The sequence below is a fragment of the Vibrio ziniensis genome (assembly GCF_011064285.1).
In the GTDB taxonomy this organism is placed as follows: domain Bacteria; phylum Pseudomonadota; class Gammaproteobacteria; order Enterobacterales; family Vibrionaceae; genus Vibrio; species Vibrio ziniensis.
On sequence record NZ_CP049331.1, the window covers coordinates 2,184,896 to 2,203,398 of the forward strand.

An 18,503-nucleotide genomic window follows, 5' to 3' on the forward strand; every position below is an offset into this window, starting at 1 on the left:
TAACAAATCAGCCGACTCTTCAATGTCGGCTGTTTATTTTTAATGCAGAAAAACTTTGTGTTTAATCCACCAGCTTTTCTAAACGTTCACCAAGAATAGGTAAACGCCACCCACTCATCACGTCAGGCAAATGTTCTGGATCTCGCTGGTCATTCCAAACCCAACTTAATAGTTGATTGAGCTGTTTTTTGGACGCTAAAAATTCAGTCGCTAACCCTGTTGTTTGAGATACAGCTTTCACTTCGTCTTTTAGCTTCTTAAACAACTGCTTGTAACCCGGATAATCCATCAAAGGTACGATTTTCTCAGGGTACTGATCTTCGGGTGTTTGCATCGCGTCTTTTACGATTTGAATCAGCTTAGTACTGTGGCGACGAACGGCATGTGGGTCTACCCCTTCTTCAATCATGCGTTTTGAACTACGCAGAGCCAAACGAGCAATGGTCAGCAGTTCGTTTTCACGTACCACAAAGTTCAATGCTAAATCGCGTTTCACCGCTTCATGATAACGCCATGTTGCCAAAGGTTTTAAGATTGCTAACTCTTTTGGTCTTAGTTGCCAAGCACCCTTAATATCCAAATAGACGTTATCAGGGTTGACTGATTTGATGCGCTTTTCAACTAACAATTCCGACTCTTGCTGCGCCGCATACCACCAATCGACTTGAGTCACTTTTTCTAGCAGTTGTTCATACATAGGCTGTAAATAGAAGACATCGGCTGCGGCATAATCAAGTTGCTTTTGTGATAAAGGACGCGCAAGCCAGTCAGTACGAGATTCACTTTTATCTAACTCAACACCCAATAAATCCTTCACCAAAGAAGCAAAGCCTGTTGAAAGACCGTAGCCAAGAAAAGCAGCCATCACTTGGGTGTCTACCATAGGGAATGGAACGCAACCAAAGGCATTCTGGAACACTTCCAAATCTTCACCGCAAGCATGTAGTACTTTTAATACAGAAGTATCTTGAAGTAACTGCGTAAACGGCGACATATCATCCAAGCTGAGAGGGTCAATCAGAGAGAGATTCTCACCGTCAAACAACTGGATAAGACCTAACTGCGGAAAATAAGTACGCGTACGGACAAATTCGGTATCGAGCATAACGACATCTGCGTCTCGCGCTAATAAGCACACACGTTCTAACTCGTTAAACTGGGTAATAATTTGATAATTCACAAATGGCTCACTATGAGTTTCCCTATTCGGCATCAGCATGATCTCCACGGGAACAAAAATGCCGACGGTTTAGGTCGGCATTGTAACATCAATAAATGTCGTTTTACGCACTTTTAGCTAATGTAGCTTCGTTCTCTTCTCGCAATACGCGGCGAAGGATCTTACCAACGTTCGTTTTTGGTAGTTCATCTCTGAACTCAACAAGCTTAGGAACTTTATAGCCCGTTAAATATTCACGACAGTGCTCAATCACATCTTCTTTAGTTAGGCTCGGGTCACGCTTAACCACAAAAATTTTAACCACTTCGCCAGAGATTTCATGTGATTGACCAATCGCAGCGACTTCAAGCACTTTACCATGCAGCGCAACTACATCTTCGATTTCATTCGGATAAACGTTAAAACCGGATACCAGAATCATGTCTTTCTTACGGTCAACAATATGCAGCAAGTAATTCTCGTCAAATTTTACGATATCACCTGTTGATAGCCAGCCATCTTCATCCAACACTTCTTTCGTCGCTTCAGGACGCTGCCAGTAACCTTGCATGACCTGTGGACCACGAACTTGCAACTCACCCACTTGGTCATTCGGAAGCACTTTGCCTTCATCATCGATGATACGAACTTCCGTTGAAGGCACAGGTAAACCAATAGCCCCAGTGTATTCAGAAAGATCGTATGGGTTGCCCGTAACTAACGGAGCACACTCAGTTAGGCCGTAACCTTCAAGCAAATGGATACCCGTGATCTTTTGCCATTTTTCTGCCACAGCACGCTGCACAGCCATGCCACCGCCAACAGAAAGCTTTAGATTGGTGAAATCCAGCTCATGGAAATCTTCATTGTTTACCAATGCATTGAACAGAGTATTTACACCGGTAATCGCTGTCGCTGGGGTTCTTTGTAGCTCTTTCACAAACCCAGGAATATCTCTCGGGTTAGTAATAAGAAGGTTGTTGCCACCCATTTCAATAAACAGCAAACAGTTCACAGTTAATGCGAATACATGATAAAGCGGCAATGCTGTTACCACTAGCTCACGGCCTTCACGCAAAACGGCACCGTAAGCGCCTTTTGCCTGCAATACGTTGGCAATCATGTTTCTGTGTGTAAGTACCGCACCTTTAGCCACACCCGTAGTACCACCTGTGTACTGAAGGAATGCAATATCATCACCTGCCATGAAAGGTTTCACGTATTGTTGACGGCGACCTTTACGCAGCGCTTTACGCATAGAAATCGCACCCGGAAGATGATACTTCGGTACCATTCCTTTTACGTATTTCACAACGAAATCAACCACGGTACCTTTTGCACGAGGCAGCATCTGACCGAGACTGGTCAAAACAACGTGTTTCACCTGTGTATTCGCAACGATTTTTTCTAGCGTACTGGCAAAATTAGACACAATAACAATCGCTCTCGCATCTGCATCGTTTAACTGATGTTCTAGCTCTCGAGGCGTATAAAGAGGGTTTACGTTGACCGCGATAAGACCTGCACGCAAAACACCAAACAACGCGACCGGATATTGCAAAAGGTTTGGCATCATTAACGCCACGCGGTCGCCTTTCTTCAGTTTCAAATCGTTTTGTAGATATGCAGCAAATGCTCGGCTACGTTCTTCCAATTTACGATAAGTCATCACCGTGCCCATATTGATGAAAGCAGGCTGATCAGCGAATCGATTGACAGATTGTTCGAACATTTCCACCAATGATGGATATTGATCTGGATTTATGGTTTCAGGTACGTTACTTGGGTAACGCGAAAGCCAAGGTTTATCCACGGTAATACTCCTCGTTATTGGCTGGCAATTGATGGTCCAAAACCTTAATTGGCGCGCCATTATTTTTATGGCGCTTATTACAGCACAGCCGCGATGCTTGAGCACGAAAAGGCTCAAACACTTGTTTAAATTTTGTTAACTACGCCAAAAATTAGTTCAGCAACCTGCTCAGGTTGTTCTAAATGGCAATGATGACCACCAGAAACAGTGAACGTTTCTAAGCAACTTTGCTCTGATATGCTGCGATGTCCTTTTAAACTCTGATAACCCTGATCACCCAAAATTAACCAATGGGGGCATCGAATCGCATTCATAATCTCTGCGGCATGTTGTGGTGACATCCGATATAAAGATTCACTTTTTAACTTCACATCATGGCGCCAATACCACTTGTCACCCACTCGCTTGATACCGCGTTCTACAACAGGGGATATCAATTCAGGTGCAAGATGATTGATCATTGACCTACGTTCTATCGCTTGCGAAACATCGTCATATCCACGCTCCGGCTTTTTACGTAAACGCTGCCGACTCATCACACCCTGACGTATTCTTGCAACACTTTCTGTGACAGGTTCAGCCAAAGGTGCATAACCTTCAATTTGAATTAATCCGGCCACATTTTCAGGAAAGGCGGCACTATAGCAACTTGCAACCAAAGCACCAAGAGAATGACCTACAATCACCCGTTTGTTTGCTGAAAAATTAAGCATCAGCTGACAAAAATCATCGATATAGTCATGAAAAGGGTAAAAATTGCTGCCATTTTTATGCTCCGACAACCCATGCCCAGGTAAATCGATTGCGCAAAGGTGTAACTGCGGCGCAAGCTTTGAGAGTTGTCGCATAACGGAGTGAAAACTCGCTGCGTTATCTAGCCAGCCATGAATAAAAACGACCGATATATCGGCCGCTTTTGAATCTCCAAATTCAACGGCGGCTACGCTACCGCTATGAATTGGGTATTGAGTCTGTTTGAACATCATTTGACTTCTTGTATTACTCTACCTTCGCGGTACATGTCATCTCTATCTCGGCAAAAATAACTTAGGCAGTGGTGATTTAGGTAAGGTCCGCTGTCTTGCATTATGATCCGCTCTTCAACCCGCCACAGGTGATAGCCTTTTACGGTCATTACTGGATACTGATGCTCAAAATCACCGACTTTACCTGTTTCTGGCTCAGCGGTATTTCCTAACAGCGTTACTAATCGACCTTCAGAGAACGTCACTGGATCCAAGAACTCATTCACATACCCGACAAAACGGCCTTGTGGCTCAACTTTTACACTTGGTCGACCCACACTATCAATCGGCACGTTGACCAATTCAATACGGGTTTTATCTTTTAAGTTGGTAATACTGGCAATGACTCCCCCCAATCTCACTTCACTGCCTTGCGCTGTGCTTGGGGCAAGCCATGTTTTGTAATCAGAAATGACAGTTTCTTCCGACGAAGCACTCAGCTCTGTGGGTAATGAGGTACAGGCAGAAAGAAAGATGACAGCCATAAAGGCAAATAAGTGACGTAGAGTGATTGGTTTCATGATGGGCTCTCAGGCTAGGCTTAAAGGTGCAAATGGTTCAAATATAAATATCGACCCCTAACAATTGGGCTAGTTCCTCTCTTTTAGCACGATTCATCACATCCATATAGGCTTCCATTGCTTTTCTGGAGCGACCTTCAGGCAAATCATACTCAACTTGAGCTCGATGGATTTCAGATTCATCAACAGGTCGAATAGAGTATGAGACTGCTTCAGCCACTTTCGTAGCTCTGGTCGCAACCTCATGACCTTTTTTAACTCCGTTGTTTTTCTTTGCCTTAGATGTTCGATTGGTATTAGAAACATTGCCGGGCAAACCATTAATTGAAACCATAAAGTTCCTACTGTAAACGGGTAAGGAGAGAGTCCTTACCCTGTCAATTTACTTTTCATTGCGAGTGGATTTTCAAACAACCCTTTTTCTCAAAATTATCCTTTATTCACGACCCGGAAGCTTTTTCCATGCCACGGTATCGCGCAAATACACAGGGCTTGATTCTTCAACAGGCGTTGTATTGCCTTTTGCCCATTCAAACTGAGCAAGGTAGACTATATCCTGCGAGTCCGGATAAAGCATATCTGTGTCCGTTAAAGTCAGTGACAAATTCGCCAAATCTTCAGCATACGCTTGCCAACCCGTTCCTACTTTTGCCCAAGTGTTGTCATCTTTTTGAACTTCTTCGACTAAAACAGCAGGTGGAATAACACATTCTGCATCGACTTCATTCCAACTGCCATCTTCTTGACGCTCAAAACGTCCCCAATACACTTCGCTCATTCGAGCATCAATGGCACTCGCTACATGAGTAGTACCGTGTAGACGGTAGGCACCTTGGGCCATTGCCGCTAAAGTCGAAACACCGATCATAGGTAAATCTGCACCGAATGCTAAACCTTGTGCAATTCCGATACCAATTCGAACACCAGTAAAGCTGCCGGGACCGCGTCCAAATGCTAAAGCATCTAAGTCGCTAAGCGTTAAGCCTGCTTCTTTTAAAACCTCATCCACCATAGGCAGAATTTTCTTTGTATGGTCGCGAGGAGCAAACTCACTACGGAAGTAAACTTTTTCACCAACCATTAGTGCTACTGAACACTGCTCGGTTGCTGTGTCTAAGGCAAGAATTTTTGCGCTCATGGATATCTCTAATTTATTTCTGTTTCTGATAATTGTGCAAGAAAGCCTTTTACTGCATCCAAATCTCGCGTACGAGGAATGGGAGGCAAACTGGCGAGGAAAATTCCGCCGTAGTCACGGGTCACTAATCGGTTGTCACAGATGATCAATGCACCTTTGTCTTTCTTGTCTCGAATAAGTCGTCCAACACCCTGCTTCAAAGTTATAACCGCTTCTGGCAGCTGTACTTGAGCAAACGGGTCTCCGCCTCGCAAACGGCAATCTTCAATACGCGCTTTTAATAGCGGATCATCTGGAGCGGTAAACGGAAGTTTGTCGATGATAACACAGCTTAATGTGTCACCTCTAACATCAATCCCTTCCCAGAAAGCTCCTGTCGCCACCAGCAACGCATTGCCTAACTCCATAAACTCTGCCAATGTTTTTTGCTTGCTGGTTTCCCCTTGCAGCAACACAGGTAGAGTTAATATCTCTCTAAATTTTTCGCCAAGTTCACGCATCATGCTGTGCGATGTGCACAAGAAGAAACAACGACCTTGGTTTTGTTCAATGACAGGCGCCAACATCCGCACCAACTTATCCGCAAGACCAGGGCTGTTTGGCTCAGGCAAATATCTTGGAACGCACAGTTTCGCTTGGTTTTGATAGTCAAAAGGACTTGGTAATGAAAACTGCTCACTAGGCTGTAAACCTAAACGATGTGTGAAATGACCAAAATCGTCATTCACTGCCAGTGTCGCAGAGGTAAATATCCAAGCACCCTGCTTCATCTCAATTTGTTCATGAAACTTATCCGCGACCGATAACGGCGTGATATGCAAGCTGAAATGGCGTTGCGTAGTATCAAACCAATACGAGTAACCAGTAATAGAGACATCACATACCCTTTCGATGCGACCTTTAATCAGGTTGGCTCGTTCAAATGCCGCATCCAACAACTGGCTACGACCTAACGCTATTTTGAGTACTTCTATCGCGAAGTTGAGGCTCTCTTTAACGCGCTCGATTTCACGGGCGATAGAAGGTGATGCCATCGCTTCTCGCCAGTTGCCTCTGTGACCAGAATCGCCAAGCACAATGCGTAAATCAGCGGAAGACTGTACTAACTTATCACCCACTTTTTGCAGCTGGCGCATATCTTTCGCTTCAGTGCGATAAGCAATTTCAATGTCTTTAGCCAGATCTTGGATCTGCCTACTGGACACTGACTGACCGAAATATTGGCTGGCAATGTCCGGCAGCTGATGAGCTTCATCAAAGATAAACACTTCAGCTTCTGGGATCAGCTCACCAAACCCTGTCTCTTTAATCGCTAAATCGGCCAAGAATAGATGGTGATTGACGACTACGATATCCGCATCCATTGCTTTGCGTCTTGCTTTGTTTACAAAGCACTCGGTATAACTCGGACACTCTTTACCCAGACAGTTGTCATTAGTAGACGTAATCATTGGGATAACCATGCTATCTTCAGGCAACGCATCACACTCGCCTAAGTCACCGCTTTTGGTCTCCGACGACCATGCCCTGACTTTTACAAGCTGAGTGAGCAGTTGCGGGTCTGCTGCGTCATTAGTGTGGCTTTCGACCATCTGTCTACTTAGTCTGTCTAGACACAAGTAGTTAGCACGGCCTTTGAGTAGTGCCACGTTGCCGCGGAAACCTAGAGCATCAACCATTAAAGGAAGATCGCGGTGAAACAGTTGCTCTTGCAGGTTTTTAGAACCCGTACTGATGATGGTTTTCTTTCCGCTCAAAAGTGCCGGAACGAGATACGCAAAGGTTTTGCCTGTTCCTGTTCCGGCTTCAACAACCAATTGTGATTCTCCAGCAATCGCTTTAGCAACTGCTTGGGCCATATCAATTTGAGCTTGTCGAGGCTGAAAGCCCGGAATGGCTTTACCTAAAGCGCCTTGTTGAGAGAAGGTTTTTGGGATCATCCACATCGAAGAAATAATAACTTTGGCGCGATTATGGCAGGTTTTTGAGTCAGGAGCGAATGTAGTGAAATATGAACAATATGATTCAAGAACGTTCTGTTTTAAGAAGACAGTGAACATAAAACAGATTGAGTCAGGCACGAAGCGAGTTCGCACCTGACGAACAAAACTATTAGCGAGTCTATTTCCTGTTCAAATAACGATTGACCCACTTAGACCCCACTTCTAACGAAGTGAGTTGAACTGGAGGCATCATGGCTTTTGCGGCCTCCTCCGGTGATGCTTTGCTCTCCCACATAAACTCTAAAATATCATCATCAATTGTGTGCTCACCCATTAGTGACATAACACGTTCAACATACAATTTACGTGCAAGTAATTCTTTGTCCATACACACCACCTTCACAAAAACAAGTACCAACAGAGGAGACGCTTTATCTAGCCGAGGTTTATTAGAGCCTAGTTATCCTGAGTTCAGGTTTTTTATTTGTTGAAACCAATTGGAGAATAGATTAATTATAGAAGCCATATTGAGGTTTGCCTTACCGTTCAGGCCAATCTACATCTACTAAGAATTAAAAATTTGCACGCCCGGAAGTCGTATTTAATGGAAAGAAAAACTCTCCTAACGCATTGTAGTGATGCACCAGGACTTATCTCGAAAATCACCAACATCTGTTACAAGCATCAGTTAAATATCATTCATAACAATGAGTTTGTTGATAACACCAGTGGTCACTTTTTTATGCGTACAGAGCTTGAAGGTTACTTTAATGACCACACTCTGTTGGCAGATTTAGACCAAGCGTTACCTACGGGAGCGAAGCGTAAATTAGTCGGTTCATCACGTAAGCGTATTGTGATTCTTGTCACCAAAGAAGCCCATTGCTTAGGTGATATTCTGATGAAAAACTACGATGGCAGCTTAGATGTTGATATTGCAGCGGTAGTGGGTAACTACGACAAACTGCAAACCCTAACTGAAAGATTCGATATTCCGTATCACTGTGTTTCTCACGAAGGTCTAGAACGTCAAGAGCACGAAAAAGAGCTTTTGGCTGTGATCGAGCAATATCAACCAGACTTCATCGTTCTTGCTAAATACATGCGTGTTCTAACTCCGGGCTTCGTTGAGAAATTTCACCATAAAATTATCAACATTCACCACAGCTTCTTGCCTGCTTTTATTGGTGCGAAACCTTATCAGCAAGCTTACGACCGTGGTGTAAAGATCATCGGTGCAACCGCCCACTTTGTGACTAACGATTTGGACGAAGGTCCAATCATCAAACAGGATGTTATCCCAGTTGACCATACCTTCAGCGCGCAAGATATGGCTCAAGCCGGACGTGATGTAGAAAAGAATGTGCTAAGTAAGGCTCTGAACAAAGTGATCAATGACCACGTGTTCGTATACGGTAATAAGACCGTTATTCTTTAAGTCTGAGAGAACAAAAAATGGCGCTGATTCAGCGCCATTTTATTTTAAGTAAACAACCGGATGAATAACCTCACTATAGAGATGCCGCCAGTGTCACGCCCTGGCGAATCGCTCGTACCGCATCTAATTCACCTGCATGTTCTGCTCCACCAATGACATGAAGCTTACCAGACAATTCTGCCCACTTATCTTCAAAAGGACGTACAGACACCTGCCCAGCACAGATAATCACTTTATCAACGTCTAACAGCTTTGATTCGCCATCGATATTGATGTGAAAACCTTCGCTATCAATACTTTCATAATGAACGCCACCCAACATATATACACCACGCTTTTCCAACGTTCGCTTATGAACCCAACCCGTGGTTTTGCCTGGGCCTTTACCTACGTTGCCTTTGCGACGCTGCAATAACCACACGTCTTTTTCACTACGCGAATCTGGGTATGGATATAAGCCACCAGGGTAGGCAATCTCTTTATCAATTCCCCACTCGTGCAGCCAGTTATCTAAGTCATTATCTTCAGGCTCTGTGATCATGCTTGCCACATCCACACCGATACCGCCTGCGCCAACGATAGCAACCTTTTGGCCTACGGGTGTCTTTTCGCGAATGAGCGTCTGATAATCCACCACTTTTTCGCTATTTTCTAATCCTGCGATATCGACTTTACGAGGCTCAACGCCTGATGCCATCACGACTTCGTCATACTCTGACAACATGTCAAAATTCACTTCCGCGCCCAAATGCAGATGTACACCAGTCTCATCGATACGGTTAGCAAAATAACGAATGGTTTCACGGAATTCTTCTTTACCAGGAATCTGCATCGCTAAGCGGAACTGACCACCAATACGGTCATAACGCTCGAACAGATCAACTTCATGACCACGTTCGGCTAATGTCGTTGCACAAGACAGTCCCGCAGGACCAGCACCAATAACGGCAACCTTTTTCTTAGTAGTGGCTGGTCGAACAATTAGCTCTGTTTCGTAGCAAGCGCGAGGGTTTACCATGCAAGAAGCGCGTTTGCCATTAAATACGTTGTCTAAGCAAGCTTGGTTACAACCAATGCAAGTATTGATAAACGCCGCTCTGCCTTGTTGGGCTTTGCTTACAAACTCAGGATCAGCCAAAAATGGACGAGCCATTGAAACCATATCCGCTTTACCAGATGCAATAATGCTCTCAGCTTCATCCGGCGTGTTGATACGGTTACAAGTAATCACTGGGATAGACAAATGTGGCTTAATCTTTTCAGTCACCCAGCTAAATGCGGCACGCGGAACTTGCGTGACTATGGTTGGGATTCGCGCCTCATGCCAACCGATACCCGTATTAATAATAGTTGCACCTGCTTTTTCCAGCTCTTTCGCCAGCATTAGCACTTCTTCAAATGTGCTGCCCTGTTCAACCAAATCAAGCATGGAAAGGCGGAAGATAATGATGAACTCGGCCCCTACGGCTTCGCGAATCGCTCTTACAACCTCAAGAGGGAATCGAATTCGATTAAGATAACTACCACCCCAATCGTCATAACGCATATTGGTACGTTTACAGATGAACTGGTTGAGTAAATAGCCTTCTGAACCCATCACTTCTACACCATCATAACCAGCAAGCTGAGCCAGCTCAGCGCTATTAGCGAAAGCTTGGATGGTTTTACGAATTTGACGCGGTGTCATTTCGCTAGGAACAAATTTGCTGATGGGCGATTTGATAGCAGAGGCACTCTGAGAGAAAGGATGCATCGCATAACGACCAGCATGGAGAAGTTGTAGCGCTATTTTACCGCCGTGACGATGTACCGCTTCGGTGACAATCTTATGCTCTTTAGCGTGCTTCACACTGCTGAACTCAGCACCGAATGGATGTAAGCGTCCACGCAGGTTCGGAGAATATCCACCAGTAACAATAAGACCTACGCCGCCCTTTGCTCGTTCTTCATAAAATGCGGCAAGCTTGTGTAAACCTTCTTTCTCGTCTTCTAATCCAGTGTGCATTGACCCCATCAACACTCGGTTTTTCAACTGGGTGAATCCTAGATCCAATGGCTGTAGCAGATGTGGGTACATGGAGAGTTAACCTTTATCGTTATTGTTTTCCAATCACACTATGCCTCACCAACACAAAAATCAAACAAGTGTTTACATTTTTGTAACACCGATCAATCTTGCGGTTGTTTGCATATACTAGATCACGTACGATGCAACTAAATTGATATTTCAAGCTAATGAAATTGAGATATTAACAAGCGTTTCGACGGTTTTTCTGGAGACACAATGAAAACAATATTCCGATTTATTGGGCTGCTTTTTAAAGGGATTTGGAAACTAATCACTTTCATTCGTATCGCTCTTACCAACCTAATTTTCCTACTCAGCATCGCGCTCGTTTATTTCCTATACGCTTATGAAACCCCGGCTCCCGCAGTGGAGAAAAAGTCTGCTTTGGTATTGAACCTCTCAGGTCCGATTGTTGAACAAAGCAGTTATTTGAGCCCGATGGATTCGGTAACGGGTTCGGTATTAGGTAAAGAATTACCAAAAGAGAACGTGCTGTTTGATATTGTGGATACGCTTCGTTACGCAAAAGATGACGACCAAATCACTGGCTTAGTCTTGGCACTGCGTGATATGCCAGAAACAAACCTAACTAAGTTACGCTATATCGCAAAAGCGATTAATGAATTCAAAGCTTCTGGCAAACCAGTTTTTGCCCTGAGCGATATGTACAATCAAAGTCAATATTATCTAGCCAGTTATGCAGACAAGGTATTCATGGCCCCAGACGGCGCAGTGTTATTACATGGCTACAGCGCTTACAACATGTACTATAAAACCCTGCTAGAGAAGCTTGACGTGAATACGCATGTATTCCGCGTAGGTACTTACAAATCAGCTATTGAGCCATTCATCCGCGACGATATGTCAGATGCAGCGCGTGAATCTGCTTCACGTTGGTTAACACAATTATGGGGAGCTTATATCGATGATGTGGCAACCAATAGAGGTATTACAGCTGAAACCTTAACACCGAATATGGATGAGTTTCTTACTCTTCTTGAACAGTCATCTGGAGATCTGGCGAAGCTATCACTTAAAGTTGGTTTAGTCGATGAGTTGGCAACGCGTCAACAAATTCGTCTTGAATTAGCAAAAACATTCGGTAGTGATGGCAAAGATAGCTACAACGCTGTTAGTTACTACAACTATGCTCCAACAGTGACACCAAAAGTCAGTTCTTCCAGCGATGATATCGCGATTGTTATCGCAAGCGGCACGATTATGGATGGAGCTCAACCACGTGGCAGCATTGGAGGTGACAGTACTGCGGCTCTTCTTCGTCAAGCTAGAAATGACAAGAACGTAAAAGCCGTTGTTTTGCGAGTGGATAGCCCGGGAGGTAGTGCATTTGCTTCCGAAGTGATTCGCAATGAAATTGACGCACTTAAAGCAGCCGGTAAACCCGTTGTCGTTTCGATGTCAAGTCTAGCGGCTTCTGGTGGTTACTGGATCTCAATGAGCGCCGATAAAATTGTTGCTCAACCAACAACCTTAACGGGTTCAATTGGTATATTCAGCGTGATTACCACCCTAGAGAAAGGACTCAACAAATTAGGTATTTATACCGATGGTGTTGGCACTACTCCATTCTCTGGAATTGGCATTACAACAGGCTTGAACGAAGGTGCACAAAAAGTGCTACAAATGGGCATTGAACATGGATATCACCGTTTTATCTCACTAGTAAGTGAAAATCGTGGCATGTCTCTAGAAGACGTCGATCAAGTAGCACAAGGCCGCGTTTGGACAGCTCAAGATGCACAAAAACTTGGCTTAGTCGACAAACTGGGAGACTTTGACGATGCTGTTAATCTCGCTGCAGAGCTGGCTAAGTTGGATGATTACAACCTATTTTGGGTAGCCAAGCCATTGAGCCCAGCACAACAGTTCCTACAAGACATCTTTGGTCAAATTAAAGTAAGCTTAGGTTTGGATGTTTCAAGTATGGTTCCAATGGCTCTACAGCCAGCAGCAAACCAACTGATTAACGATGCAAATCTGTTAAGTAGCTTCAACGATCCTAAAGGGCAATACGCTTTCTGCCTGACTTGCCAAGTTCAGTAGCCAGTTACTGTCAAATAAATTTCCGTTTAAGGGGCGCTAATAACAGAGCGCCTCTTTTTATTACAATCGTTTTCGTTATAATCGCCACACTATTTATCACGACCTTTAGTAGTTGTAATCATGGCAAGAAAACATATCTATATCGCCTACACTGGCGGCACTATCGGCATGAAGAAATCGTCACACGGATATGTTCCTGTGGCAGGGTTCATGGAAAAGCAACTGGCAAACATGCCTGAGTTTCATCGTGACGAAATGCCTGAGTTTACGGTTCACGAATACGAACCATTGATTGACTCTTCAGATATGACACCGGAAGACTGGCAAAAAATCGCTGATGACATCAACGACAACTACGAAAAATACGATGGTTTCGTAATTCTTCATGGTACTGATACCATGGCTTATACCGCCTCAGCCCTTTCATTCATGTTGGAAAACTTAGGTAAACCTGTGATTGTAACAGGTTCACAAATTCCTCTTGCTGAACTACGTTCTGACGGTCAGGCTAACTTACTTAACGCACTGCACATAGCGGCAAACTACCCGATTAATGAAGTTAGTTTGTTCTTCAACAATCATTTGATGCGTGGCAACCGCAGTACTAAATCTCACGCGGATGGTTTTAACGCCTTTACTTCGCCAAATATTCCACCGCTGCTTGAAGCTGGTATCAATATCCACGTAAGCAATGGTGTACAAATTGGCAAAGAGCCTGAAGGCAAGTTCCGTGTGCACCATATTACTCCACAGCCTATCGGCGTAATCACTATGTATCCGGGTATCTCACACGAAGTTATTCGCAATACGTTATTACAACCAGTCAATGCAATGATTCTGCTTACTTTTGGGGTTGGCAATGCACCACAAAATCCAGAATTACTTGCACAGTTGAAGGACGCTTCTGAACGCGGCGTGATTGTGGTGAACTTAACCCAATGTTTGGCTGGTAAAGTGAATATGGGGGGCTACGCTACAGGTTGTGCGCTTGCAGATGCGGGAGTGATTAGTGGTTATGATATGACCCCAGAAGCGGCTTTAGCAAAGCTGCACTATCTATTGAGCCAAAATCTTTCTTACGAGGAAGTAAAACAAAAAATGCAGCAAGTTTTACGTGGTGAAATGTCACTATAGTCTTAAGACTGATTGCCGTTTATTGAGTAAGAAAGCCCCGTATTCGCATGCGGGGTTTTCTTTTTCCGCCTTAATCACTACTCGTGATTAGGATTAATACGTACGATATCTTCTTGATTGTCTTGGAAACGTTTTTTTAATTCTGCTTTAGATTTAAAAACCATTTCACCACCAACACCAATACTCATATGGTCAGCGTTATTATTATGTTTTGATTGGTACAACATCACAGCTTGCATACAAGAGTCTCGCTGCTCTTGAGAAAGTAAAGTACCTTCAGGCCACTTACCTGTTTCAACAGCAAACAATAAACGCTCATAGGCTTCAGGTGTAATTGCAGCAACAAGTTGATTTGCGTCCACGGTGCATTCCTAATTTAACGGTTTGCGCCAACATAACTTGCTGGCACATTGAGTCAAGACAAGCTAAATAAATAAGTGTATTCGATCACAAGCTAAACATTTTTCTAACATAATGTGGCATAGACTCTGCATTATTTTAGCCTTAATCGGTACGACAAAAGATTTTCTATTCGTAAGGTCTACAGGCCAATATATATGAACATAACTAAAGCTATTATTGTTTTATCATTGCCTTTCGCATTGTCTGGATGCTTGGAAAGTAAAAAGAATACAGACCAACTTTGTAAAGATAACCCTGCTTTGCAATGTCAAAGACTCAACGTCGATGATGGGCAATGCCGTATTCCGAGAACGGATCTGATCTGGCATCGATTTGAAGTACTTAAAAACCCGACGCCAGTCAACAAAATTGAAGAGTACAACCTAACCAGTACCTACCGAAAATGTTTAGAACTCGCCTCTCAAATTCAGACCATTGATCAAGCGGAACTCAAGCAAAAACGAGTGAATGCGCTGGTCAATGCAGGAGAGGACCTAAAACGTTTAACAACCGAATTACGTAAAGAACGCACACCTGAGTCATTATACTTTTTATGGAGCCAAGAAGGTGACCATAAAGCTCGCCGTGAGTTTTTACAGTTGGAAGGTAAGCCTGAACTCGAAACTGCGGAATTACAGTACGCATTAGCGACGTTTTATACCACTCGGGATCGCGAAAAAACCATTACGTTACTTAATCGTGCGCTGGAACTGAGTAAGCCGGACAAGATCAACATTGAAATATTCAAATCACTTGCCAGTAATTATCACTCAGCCGGGGATAAAGAACATGCCTATATCTGGGCCATGGTGGGTAAAGAGTACAAAGTACCTGTCGCTAGCGAATCTGAACTCGTTTTACTTTATGGTTTCGATGAAGAGAAGTTCGATAAACTGGATGAAATTGCAGAAACAGTCGTTAAATCGATCAAACAGGGACAATACAAAAAGAATATCGTCCCTAACTCTTTGAAATAATGTAGCTATCAAACAAAAGTTGGTGATCTATCACCAACTTTTTTACTTTTTGTTGAAAATTAACGACACCGAGTTAACACAAAAACGTTCGCCTGTGGTCTGTGGACCATCTGGAAATACGTGACCTAAATGGCTGTCACAAGCAGAACAACGAATCTCCGTACGAATCATTCCGTGACTCAGATCTTCCAAATAACGGATAGCTTGGTCATTAATTGGCGCGTCAAAACTTGGCCAACCACAGCCTGAGTCATACTTGTTTTCAGAACTGAACAAAGGTGCATTACAACAAGTACAATGGTAGGCACCTGTCAATTTGTTATGCAGCAATTTACCTGTGAAAGGAGCTTCAGTTCCTCTCTGACGACATACGTAATATTCCTCTTCCGATAACTGGTCTTTCCAGTATTCGTCAGGCTTCTCCATCTTTTGGGCTTTTTCAACCACGCTTTACTTACTCCACTTTTCTAATAATTATTTTTTGACTTTTTTCTCTAAAAACTTGCGTACATATGAATTTGTAGCACATACTTTTTCACCATAGCAAGCAGGGTTATTTGAGCATTTATAACCTCATAGATTGATTATTTTACGTCAATTGGTAGCAATGAAAAGCAGTAGCACGTTTAAAAACTAATCACTTGTAAGTGATTGTGAAAAAAAGCGACAGTTTTTTTTGACTTTAAACAAGTTAAGTCGGATTATCTGTTGCAGATGTTTACTGGATTTTGTAATTTTACTACCAGTTATCTTTAAACAGAAATTAAGTTGTGGAGCAACTATAATGACTATCAAAGTAGGTATTAACGGTTTTGGCCGTATTGGCCGTTTCGTATTCCGTGCAGCACAAGAACGCAATGACATCGAAGTTGTTGGTATCAACGACCTTATCGACGTAGATTACATGGCTTACATGCTTAAGTACGACTCAACTCACGGCCGTTTCAACGGTACTGTTGAAGTTGAAGGTGGTAACCTAATCGTAAACGGTAAGACTGTACGTGTTACTGCAGAGCGTAACCCAGAAGATCTAAAATGGGATGCAATCGGTGTTGACGTTGTTGCTGAAGCAACTGGTCTATTCCTAGATGACGCAACTGCACGTAAGCACATCACTGCTGGTGCGAAAAAAGTTGTTATGACTGGTCCTTCTAAAGACGCAACTCCAATGTTCGTTAACGGCGTAAACTTCGACTCTTACGCTGGTCAAGACATCGTGTCTAACGCTTCTTGTACTACTAACTGTCTAGCGCCTATCGCTAAAGTTCTTAACGACAAGTTCGGTATCGAATCTGGTCTTATGACTACAGTTCACGCTACTACAGCAACTCAAAAAACTGTAGACGGTCCTTCTGCTAAAGACTGGCGCGGTGGTCGTGGTGCTTCTCAAAACATCATCCCATCTTCAACTGGTGCTGCTAAAGCAGTAGGCGTTGTACTTCCAGCAGTTAAAGGTCTTCTAACTGGTATGGCTTTCCGCGTACCAACTGCTAACGTTTCTGTTGTTGACTTGACTGTTAACCTGAAAAACGCTGCTTCTTACGAAGAAATCTGTAAAGCAATGAAAGAAGCTTCTGAAGGCGAAATGGCTGGTGTTCTAGGCTACACTGAAGATGCAGTAGTATCTCAAGACTTCATCGGCGAAAAATGTACTTCAGTATTCGATGCTAAAGCTGGTATCGCTCTAACTGACAAATTCGTTAAAGTTGTATCTTGGTACGACAACGAAATCGGTTACTCAAACAAAGTTCTAGACCTAATCGCTCACATCTCTAAGTAATGTAAGCATTAGCGAAGAAATTCGTTGAGAATGATGAAAAGGCGGCCGATGTGTCGCCTTTTTTAGTTTCTACCGCTTTGATTTTTAAATAACAATAAGTCAAACAGAAGCTGAACGAGGAATGATATTTATGGATTTAAAATCTCTCCCAACACTGACCTACCTTTCCGACAACGTGACCATCGTTGAAAAAGACAACGTAAAAATTGTTCGCGTTATCCACGACAAAGCTATAGCCGGCATCGCTTTACATGGCGCTCATGTCCTTTCCTTTATCCCTGCGGGTAAAGAAGACCTAATTTGGATGAGCAGCAACACACCTTTTGATGGCAAAGCAGCACTTCGTGGTGGTATCCCTGTTTGTTGGCCTTGGTTTGGCAAAATTGCTGAGCCTGGACACGGTTTTGCTCGTATCTGTGAATGGAAACTTGCAGAACACAGAGAAAATGAACATGGCGTTGTTATCGTACTGGAGCTAGAGGAAACCGCCGAGACATTAGCAATTTGGCCTTATAAATTTAAGACCCGCTTGTTCGTGGAAATAGGTGATGAATTGAAAGTCACTTTGGAAGTTAACAACACTGATGAAAAAGCGTGGACGTTCTCGAGTGCGCTTCACACCTATCTGAATGTTGGCGATGTGACTCAAATTTCCACATCGGGTATGGGTACTGAGTACATCGATAAATTGCAAGAGTCAAAGATCTGCCAAGGTGATACATCGCTGGTACTAACAGACACTATTGACAGAATCTATACCATGCCAGAGCAAATTATTAAGGTGTCCGATCCTGTGCTAAAACGAGCGCTATACGTTGAAAACAGTGGTCATAATTCAGCCGTACTTTGGAACCCTTGGTCACAAGGTTCTAAAGCGATGGCCGATATGCCAGATGATGGTTACAAAACCATGTTCTGTGTTGAGTCAACCATCCATTCTCCATGCATTTCAGCAGGTCAAACACTACAACCTGGTGAGCAACACTTACTGACGACAACCATTTCTGCGGACTAACTTCGCTCTAGTGATTTAAGTGAGTA

17 protein-coding genes are annotated in these 18,503 nt (G+C 43.4%); 6 read left to right on the plus strand and 11 right to left on the minus strand.

Annotated features, from left to right (window positions below; all coding sequences use genetic code 11):
• Positions 1 to 61: 61 nt before the first annotated feature.
• The 8 genes from rnd to G5S32_RS09995 all read right to left on the minus strand — a co-directional run bounded on the left by rnd (position 62) and on the right by G5S32_RS09995 (position 7,987).
• Entirely contained in the window at positions 62 to 1,180 is a 1,119-nt protein-coding gene (rnd, locus tag G5S32_RS09960) for a ribonuclease D (RefSeq protein ID WP_165311875.1), read from the minus strand.
• Positions 1,181 to 1,283: 103 nt separating this feature from the next.
• A complete protein-coding gene (fadD, locus tag G5S32_RS09965; protein WP_165311876.1) occupies positions 1,284 to 2,972 on the minus strand; it encodes a long-chain-fatty-acid--CoA ligase FadD in 1,689 nt (562 codons plus the stop codon).
• 125 nt (positions 2,973 to 3,097) lie between these two features.
• Positions 3,098 to 3,958 carry an alpha/beta fold hydrolase gene (locus G5S32_RS09970; protein WP_165311877.1) on the minus strand — a complete coding sequence of 287 codons (861 nt, stop codon included), beginning with the start codon at positions 3,956 to 3,958 and terminating at the stop codon, positions 3,098 to 3,100.
• Positions 3,955 to 4,518: a Slp family lipoprotein gene (locus G5S32_RS09975; protein WP_165311878.1), complete on the minus strand. Its 564-nt coding sequence runs from the start codon at positions 4,516 to 4,518 to the stop codon at positions 3,955 to 3,957. The genes G5S32_RS09970 and G5S32_RS09975 overlap by 4 nt, the downstream gene beginning before the upstream one ends.
• 37 nt (positions 4,519 to 4,555) lie before the next feature.
• Positions 4,556 to 4,852, minus strand: a complete 297-nt coding sequence (locus G5S32_RS09980) for a chromosome partitioning protein ParA (RefSeq protein ID WP_165311879.1) — start codon at positions 4,850 to 4,852, stop codon at positions 4,556 to 4,558.
• Between the two features lie 102 nt (positions 4,853 to 4,954).
• Entirely contained in the window at positions 4,955 to 5,656 is a 702-nt protein-coding gene (gene tsaB / locus G5S32_RS09985) for a tRNA (adenosine(37)-N6)-threonylcarbamoyltransferase complex dimerization subunit type 1 TsaB (RefSeq protein ID WP_165311880.1), read from the minus strand.
• Positions 5,657 to 5,664: 8 nt separating this feature from the next.
• Positions 5,665 to 7,596 carry a DNA repair helicase YoaA gene (yoaA, locus tag G5S32_RS09990; RefSeq protein ID WP_165312771.1) on the minus strand — a complete coding sequence of 644 codons (1,932 nt, stop codon included), beginning with the start codon at positions 7,594 to 7,596 and terminating at the stop codon, positions 5,665 to 5,667.
• A 181-nt stretch (positions 7,597 to 7,777) separates the two neighbouring features.
• Positions 7,778 to 7,987 carry a hypothetical protein gene (locus G5S32_RS09995; protein WP_165311881.1) on the minus strand — a complete coding sequence of 70 codons (210 nt, stop codon included), beginning with the start codon at positions 7,985 to 7,987 and terminating at the stop codon, positions 7,778 to 7,780.
• A gap of 216 nt (positions 7,988 to 8,203) precedes the next feature.
• Here G5S32_RS09995 and purU point away from each other — a divergent pair, with 216 nt between their 5' ends.
• A complete protein-coding gene (gene purU / locus G5S32_RS10000; protein ID WP_165311882.1) occupies positions 8,204 to 9,037 on the plus strand; it encodes a formyltetrahydrofolate deformylase in 834 nt (277 codons plus the stop codon).
• A 73-nt stretch (positions 9,038 to 9,110) separates the two neighbouring features.
• Here purU and G5S32_RS10005 read toward each other — a convergent pair whose 3' ends face one another.
• The gene (locus G5S32_RS10005) at positions 9,111 to 11,114 is read right to left on the minus strand and encodes an NADPH-dependent 2,4-dienoyl-CoA reductase (protein WP_165311883.1); all 2,004 of its coding nucleotides are present in this window, start codon (positions 11,112 to 11,114) and stop codon (positions 9,111 to 9,113) included.
• Between the two features lie 207 nt (positions 11,115 to 11,321).
• Here G5S32_RS10005 and sppA point away from each other — a divergent pair, with 207 nt between their 5' ends.
• Both sppA and ansA read left to right on the plus strand, forming a co-directional pair.
• A complete protein-coding gene (gene sppA / locus G5S32_RS10010; protein WP_165311884.1) occupies positions 11,322 to 13,169 on the plus strand; it encodes a signal peptide peptidase SppA in 1,848 nt (615 codons plus the stop codon).
• Between the two features lie 120 nt (positions 13,170 to 13,289).
• Complete coding sequence (ansA, locus tag G5S32_RS10015; RefSeq protein WP_165311885.1) at positions 13,290 to 14,303, plus strand: asparaginase; 1,014 nt, start codon at positions 13,290 to 13,292, stop codon at positions 14,301 to 14,303.
• A 77-nt stretch (positions 14,304 to 14,380) separates the two neighbouring features.
• Here ansA and G5S32_RS10020 read toward each other — a convergent pair whose 3' ends face one another.
• Positions 14,381 to 14,665 (minus strand): YeaC family protein, encoded by a 285-nt coding sequence (locus G5S32_RS10020; RefSeq protein WP_165311886.1) that lies wholly within the window; start codon positions 14,663 to 14,665, stop codon positions 14,381 to 14,383.
• A 195-nt stretch (positions 14,666 to 14,860) separates the two neighbouring features.
• Between G5S32_RS10020 and G5S32_RS10025 the strand changes: the two genes are divergently transcribed.
• Complete coding sequence (locus G5S32_RS10025; RefSeq protein ID WP_165311887.1) at positions 14,861 to 15,682, plus strand: DUF2989 domain-containing protein; 822 nt, start codon at positions 14,861 to 14,863, stop codon at positions 15,680 to 15,682.
• 42 nt (positions 15,683 to 15,724) lie between these two features.
• Here G5S32_RS10025 and msrB read toward each other — a convergent pair whose 3' ends face one another.
• Positions 15,725 to 16,108 (minus strand): peptide-methionine (R)-S-oxide reductase MsrB, encoded by a 384-nt coding sequence (gene msrB, locus G5S32_RS10030; protein WP_165312772.1) that lies wholly within the window; start codon positions 16,106 to 16,108, stop codon positions 15,725 to 15,727.
• A gap of 358 nt (positions 16,109 to 16,466) precedes the next feature.
• On the opposite strand from msrB, the gene gap reads away from it, so the two are divergent.
• Both gap and G5S32_RS10040 read left to right on the plus strand, forming a co-directional pair.
• Entirely contained in the window at positions 16,467 to 17,462 is a 996-nt protein-coding gene (gene gap, locus G5S32_RS10035) for a type I glyceraldehyde-3-phosphate dehydrogenase (RefSeq protein ID WP_165311888.1), read from the plus strand.
• A 130-nt stretch (positions 17,463 to 17,592) separates the two neighbouring features.
• Positions 17,593 to 18,477: a D-hexose-6-phosphate mutarotase gene (locus tag G5S32_RS10040; RefSeq protein WP_165311889.1), complete on the plus strand. Its 885-nt coding sequence runs from the start codon at positions 17,593 to 17,595 to the stop codon at positions 18,475 to 18,477.
• Positions 18,478 to 18,503 lie beyond the last annotated feature (26 nt).

Excerpts from the sequence above, each read along its gene's own strand:
- G5S32_RS09970 (WP_165311877.1), bottom strand. The coding sequence starts at position 3,958 with ATGATGTTCAAACAGACTCAATACCCAATTCATAGCGGTAGCGTAGCC.
- G5S32_RS09975 (WP_165311878.1), bottom strand. The coding sequence starts at position 4,518 with ATGAAACCAATCACTCTACGTCACTTATTTGCCTTTATGGCTGTCATC.
- G5S32_RS09980 (WP_165311879.1), bottom strand. The coding sequence starts at position 4,852 with ATGGTTTCAATTAATGGTTTGCCCGGCAATGTTTCTAATACCAATCGA.
- tsaB (WP_165311880.1), bottom strand. The coding sequence starts at position 5,656 with ATGAGCGCAAAAATTCTTGCCTTAGACACAGCAACCGAGCAGTGTTCA.
- yoaA (WP_165312771.1), bottom strand. The coding sequence starts at position 7,596 with ATGATCCCAAAAACCTTCTCTCAACAAGGCGCTTTAGGTAAAGCCATT.
- G5S32_RS09995 (WP_165311881.1), bottom strand. The coding sequence starts at position 7,987 with ATGGACAAAGAATTACTTGCACGTAAATTGTATGTTGAACGTGTTATG.
- purU (WP_165311882.1), top strand. The coding sequence starts at position 8,204 with ATGGAAAGAAAAACTCTCCTAACGCATTGTAGTGATGCACCAGGACTT.
- G5S32_RS10005 (WP_165311883.1), bottom strand. The coding sequence starts at position 11,114 with ATGTACCCACATCTGCTACAGCCATTGGATCTAGGATTCACCCAGTTG.
- sppA (WP_165311884.1), top strand. The coding sequence starts at position 11,322 with ATGAAAACAATATTCCGATTTATTGGGCTGCTTTTTAAAGGGATTTGG.
- ansA (WP_165311885.1), top strand. The coding sequence starts at position 13,290 with ATGGCAAGAAAACATATCTATATCGCCTACACTGGCGGCACTATCGGC.
- G5S32_RS10025 (WP_165311887.1), top strand. The coding sequence starts at position 14,861 with ATGAACATAACTAAAGCTATTATTGTTTTATCATTGCCTTTCGCATTG.
- msrB (WP_165312772.1), bottom strand. The coding sequence starts at position 16,108 with ATGGAGAAGCCTGACGAATACTGGAAAGACCAGTTATCGGAAGAGGAA.
- gap (WP_165311888.1), top strand. The coding sequence starts at position 16,467 with ATGACTATCAAAGTAGGTATTAACGGTTTTGGCCGTATTGGCCGTTTC.
- G5S32_RS10040 (WP_165311889.1), top strand. The coding sequence starts at position 17,593 with ATGGATTTAAAATCTCTCCCAACACTGACCTACCTTTCCGACAACGTG.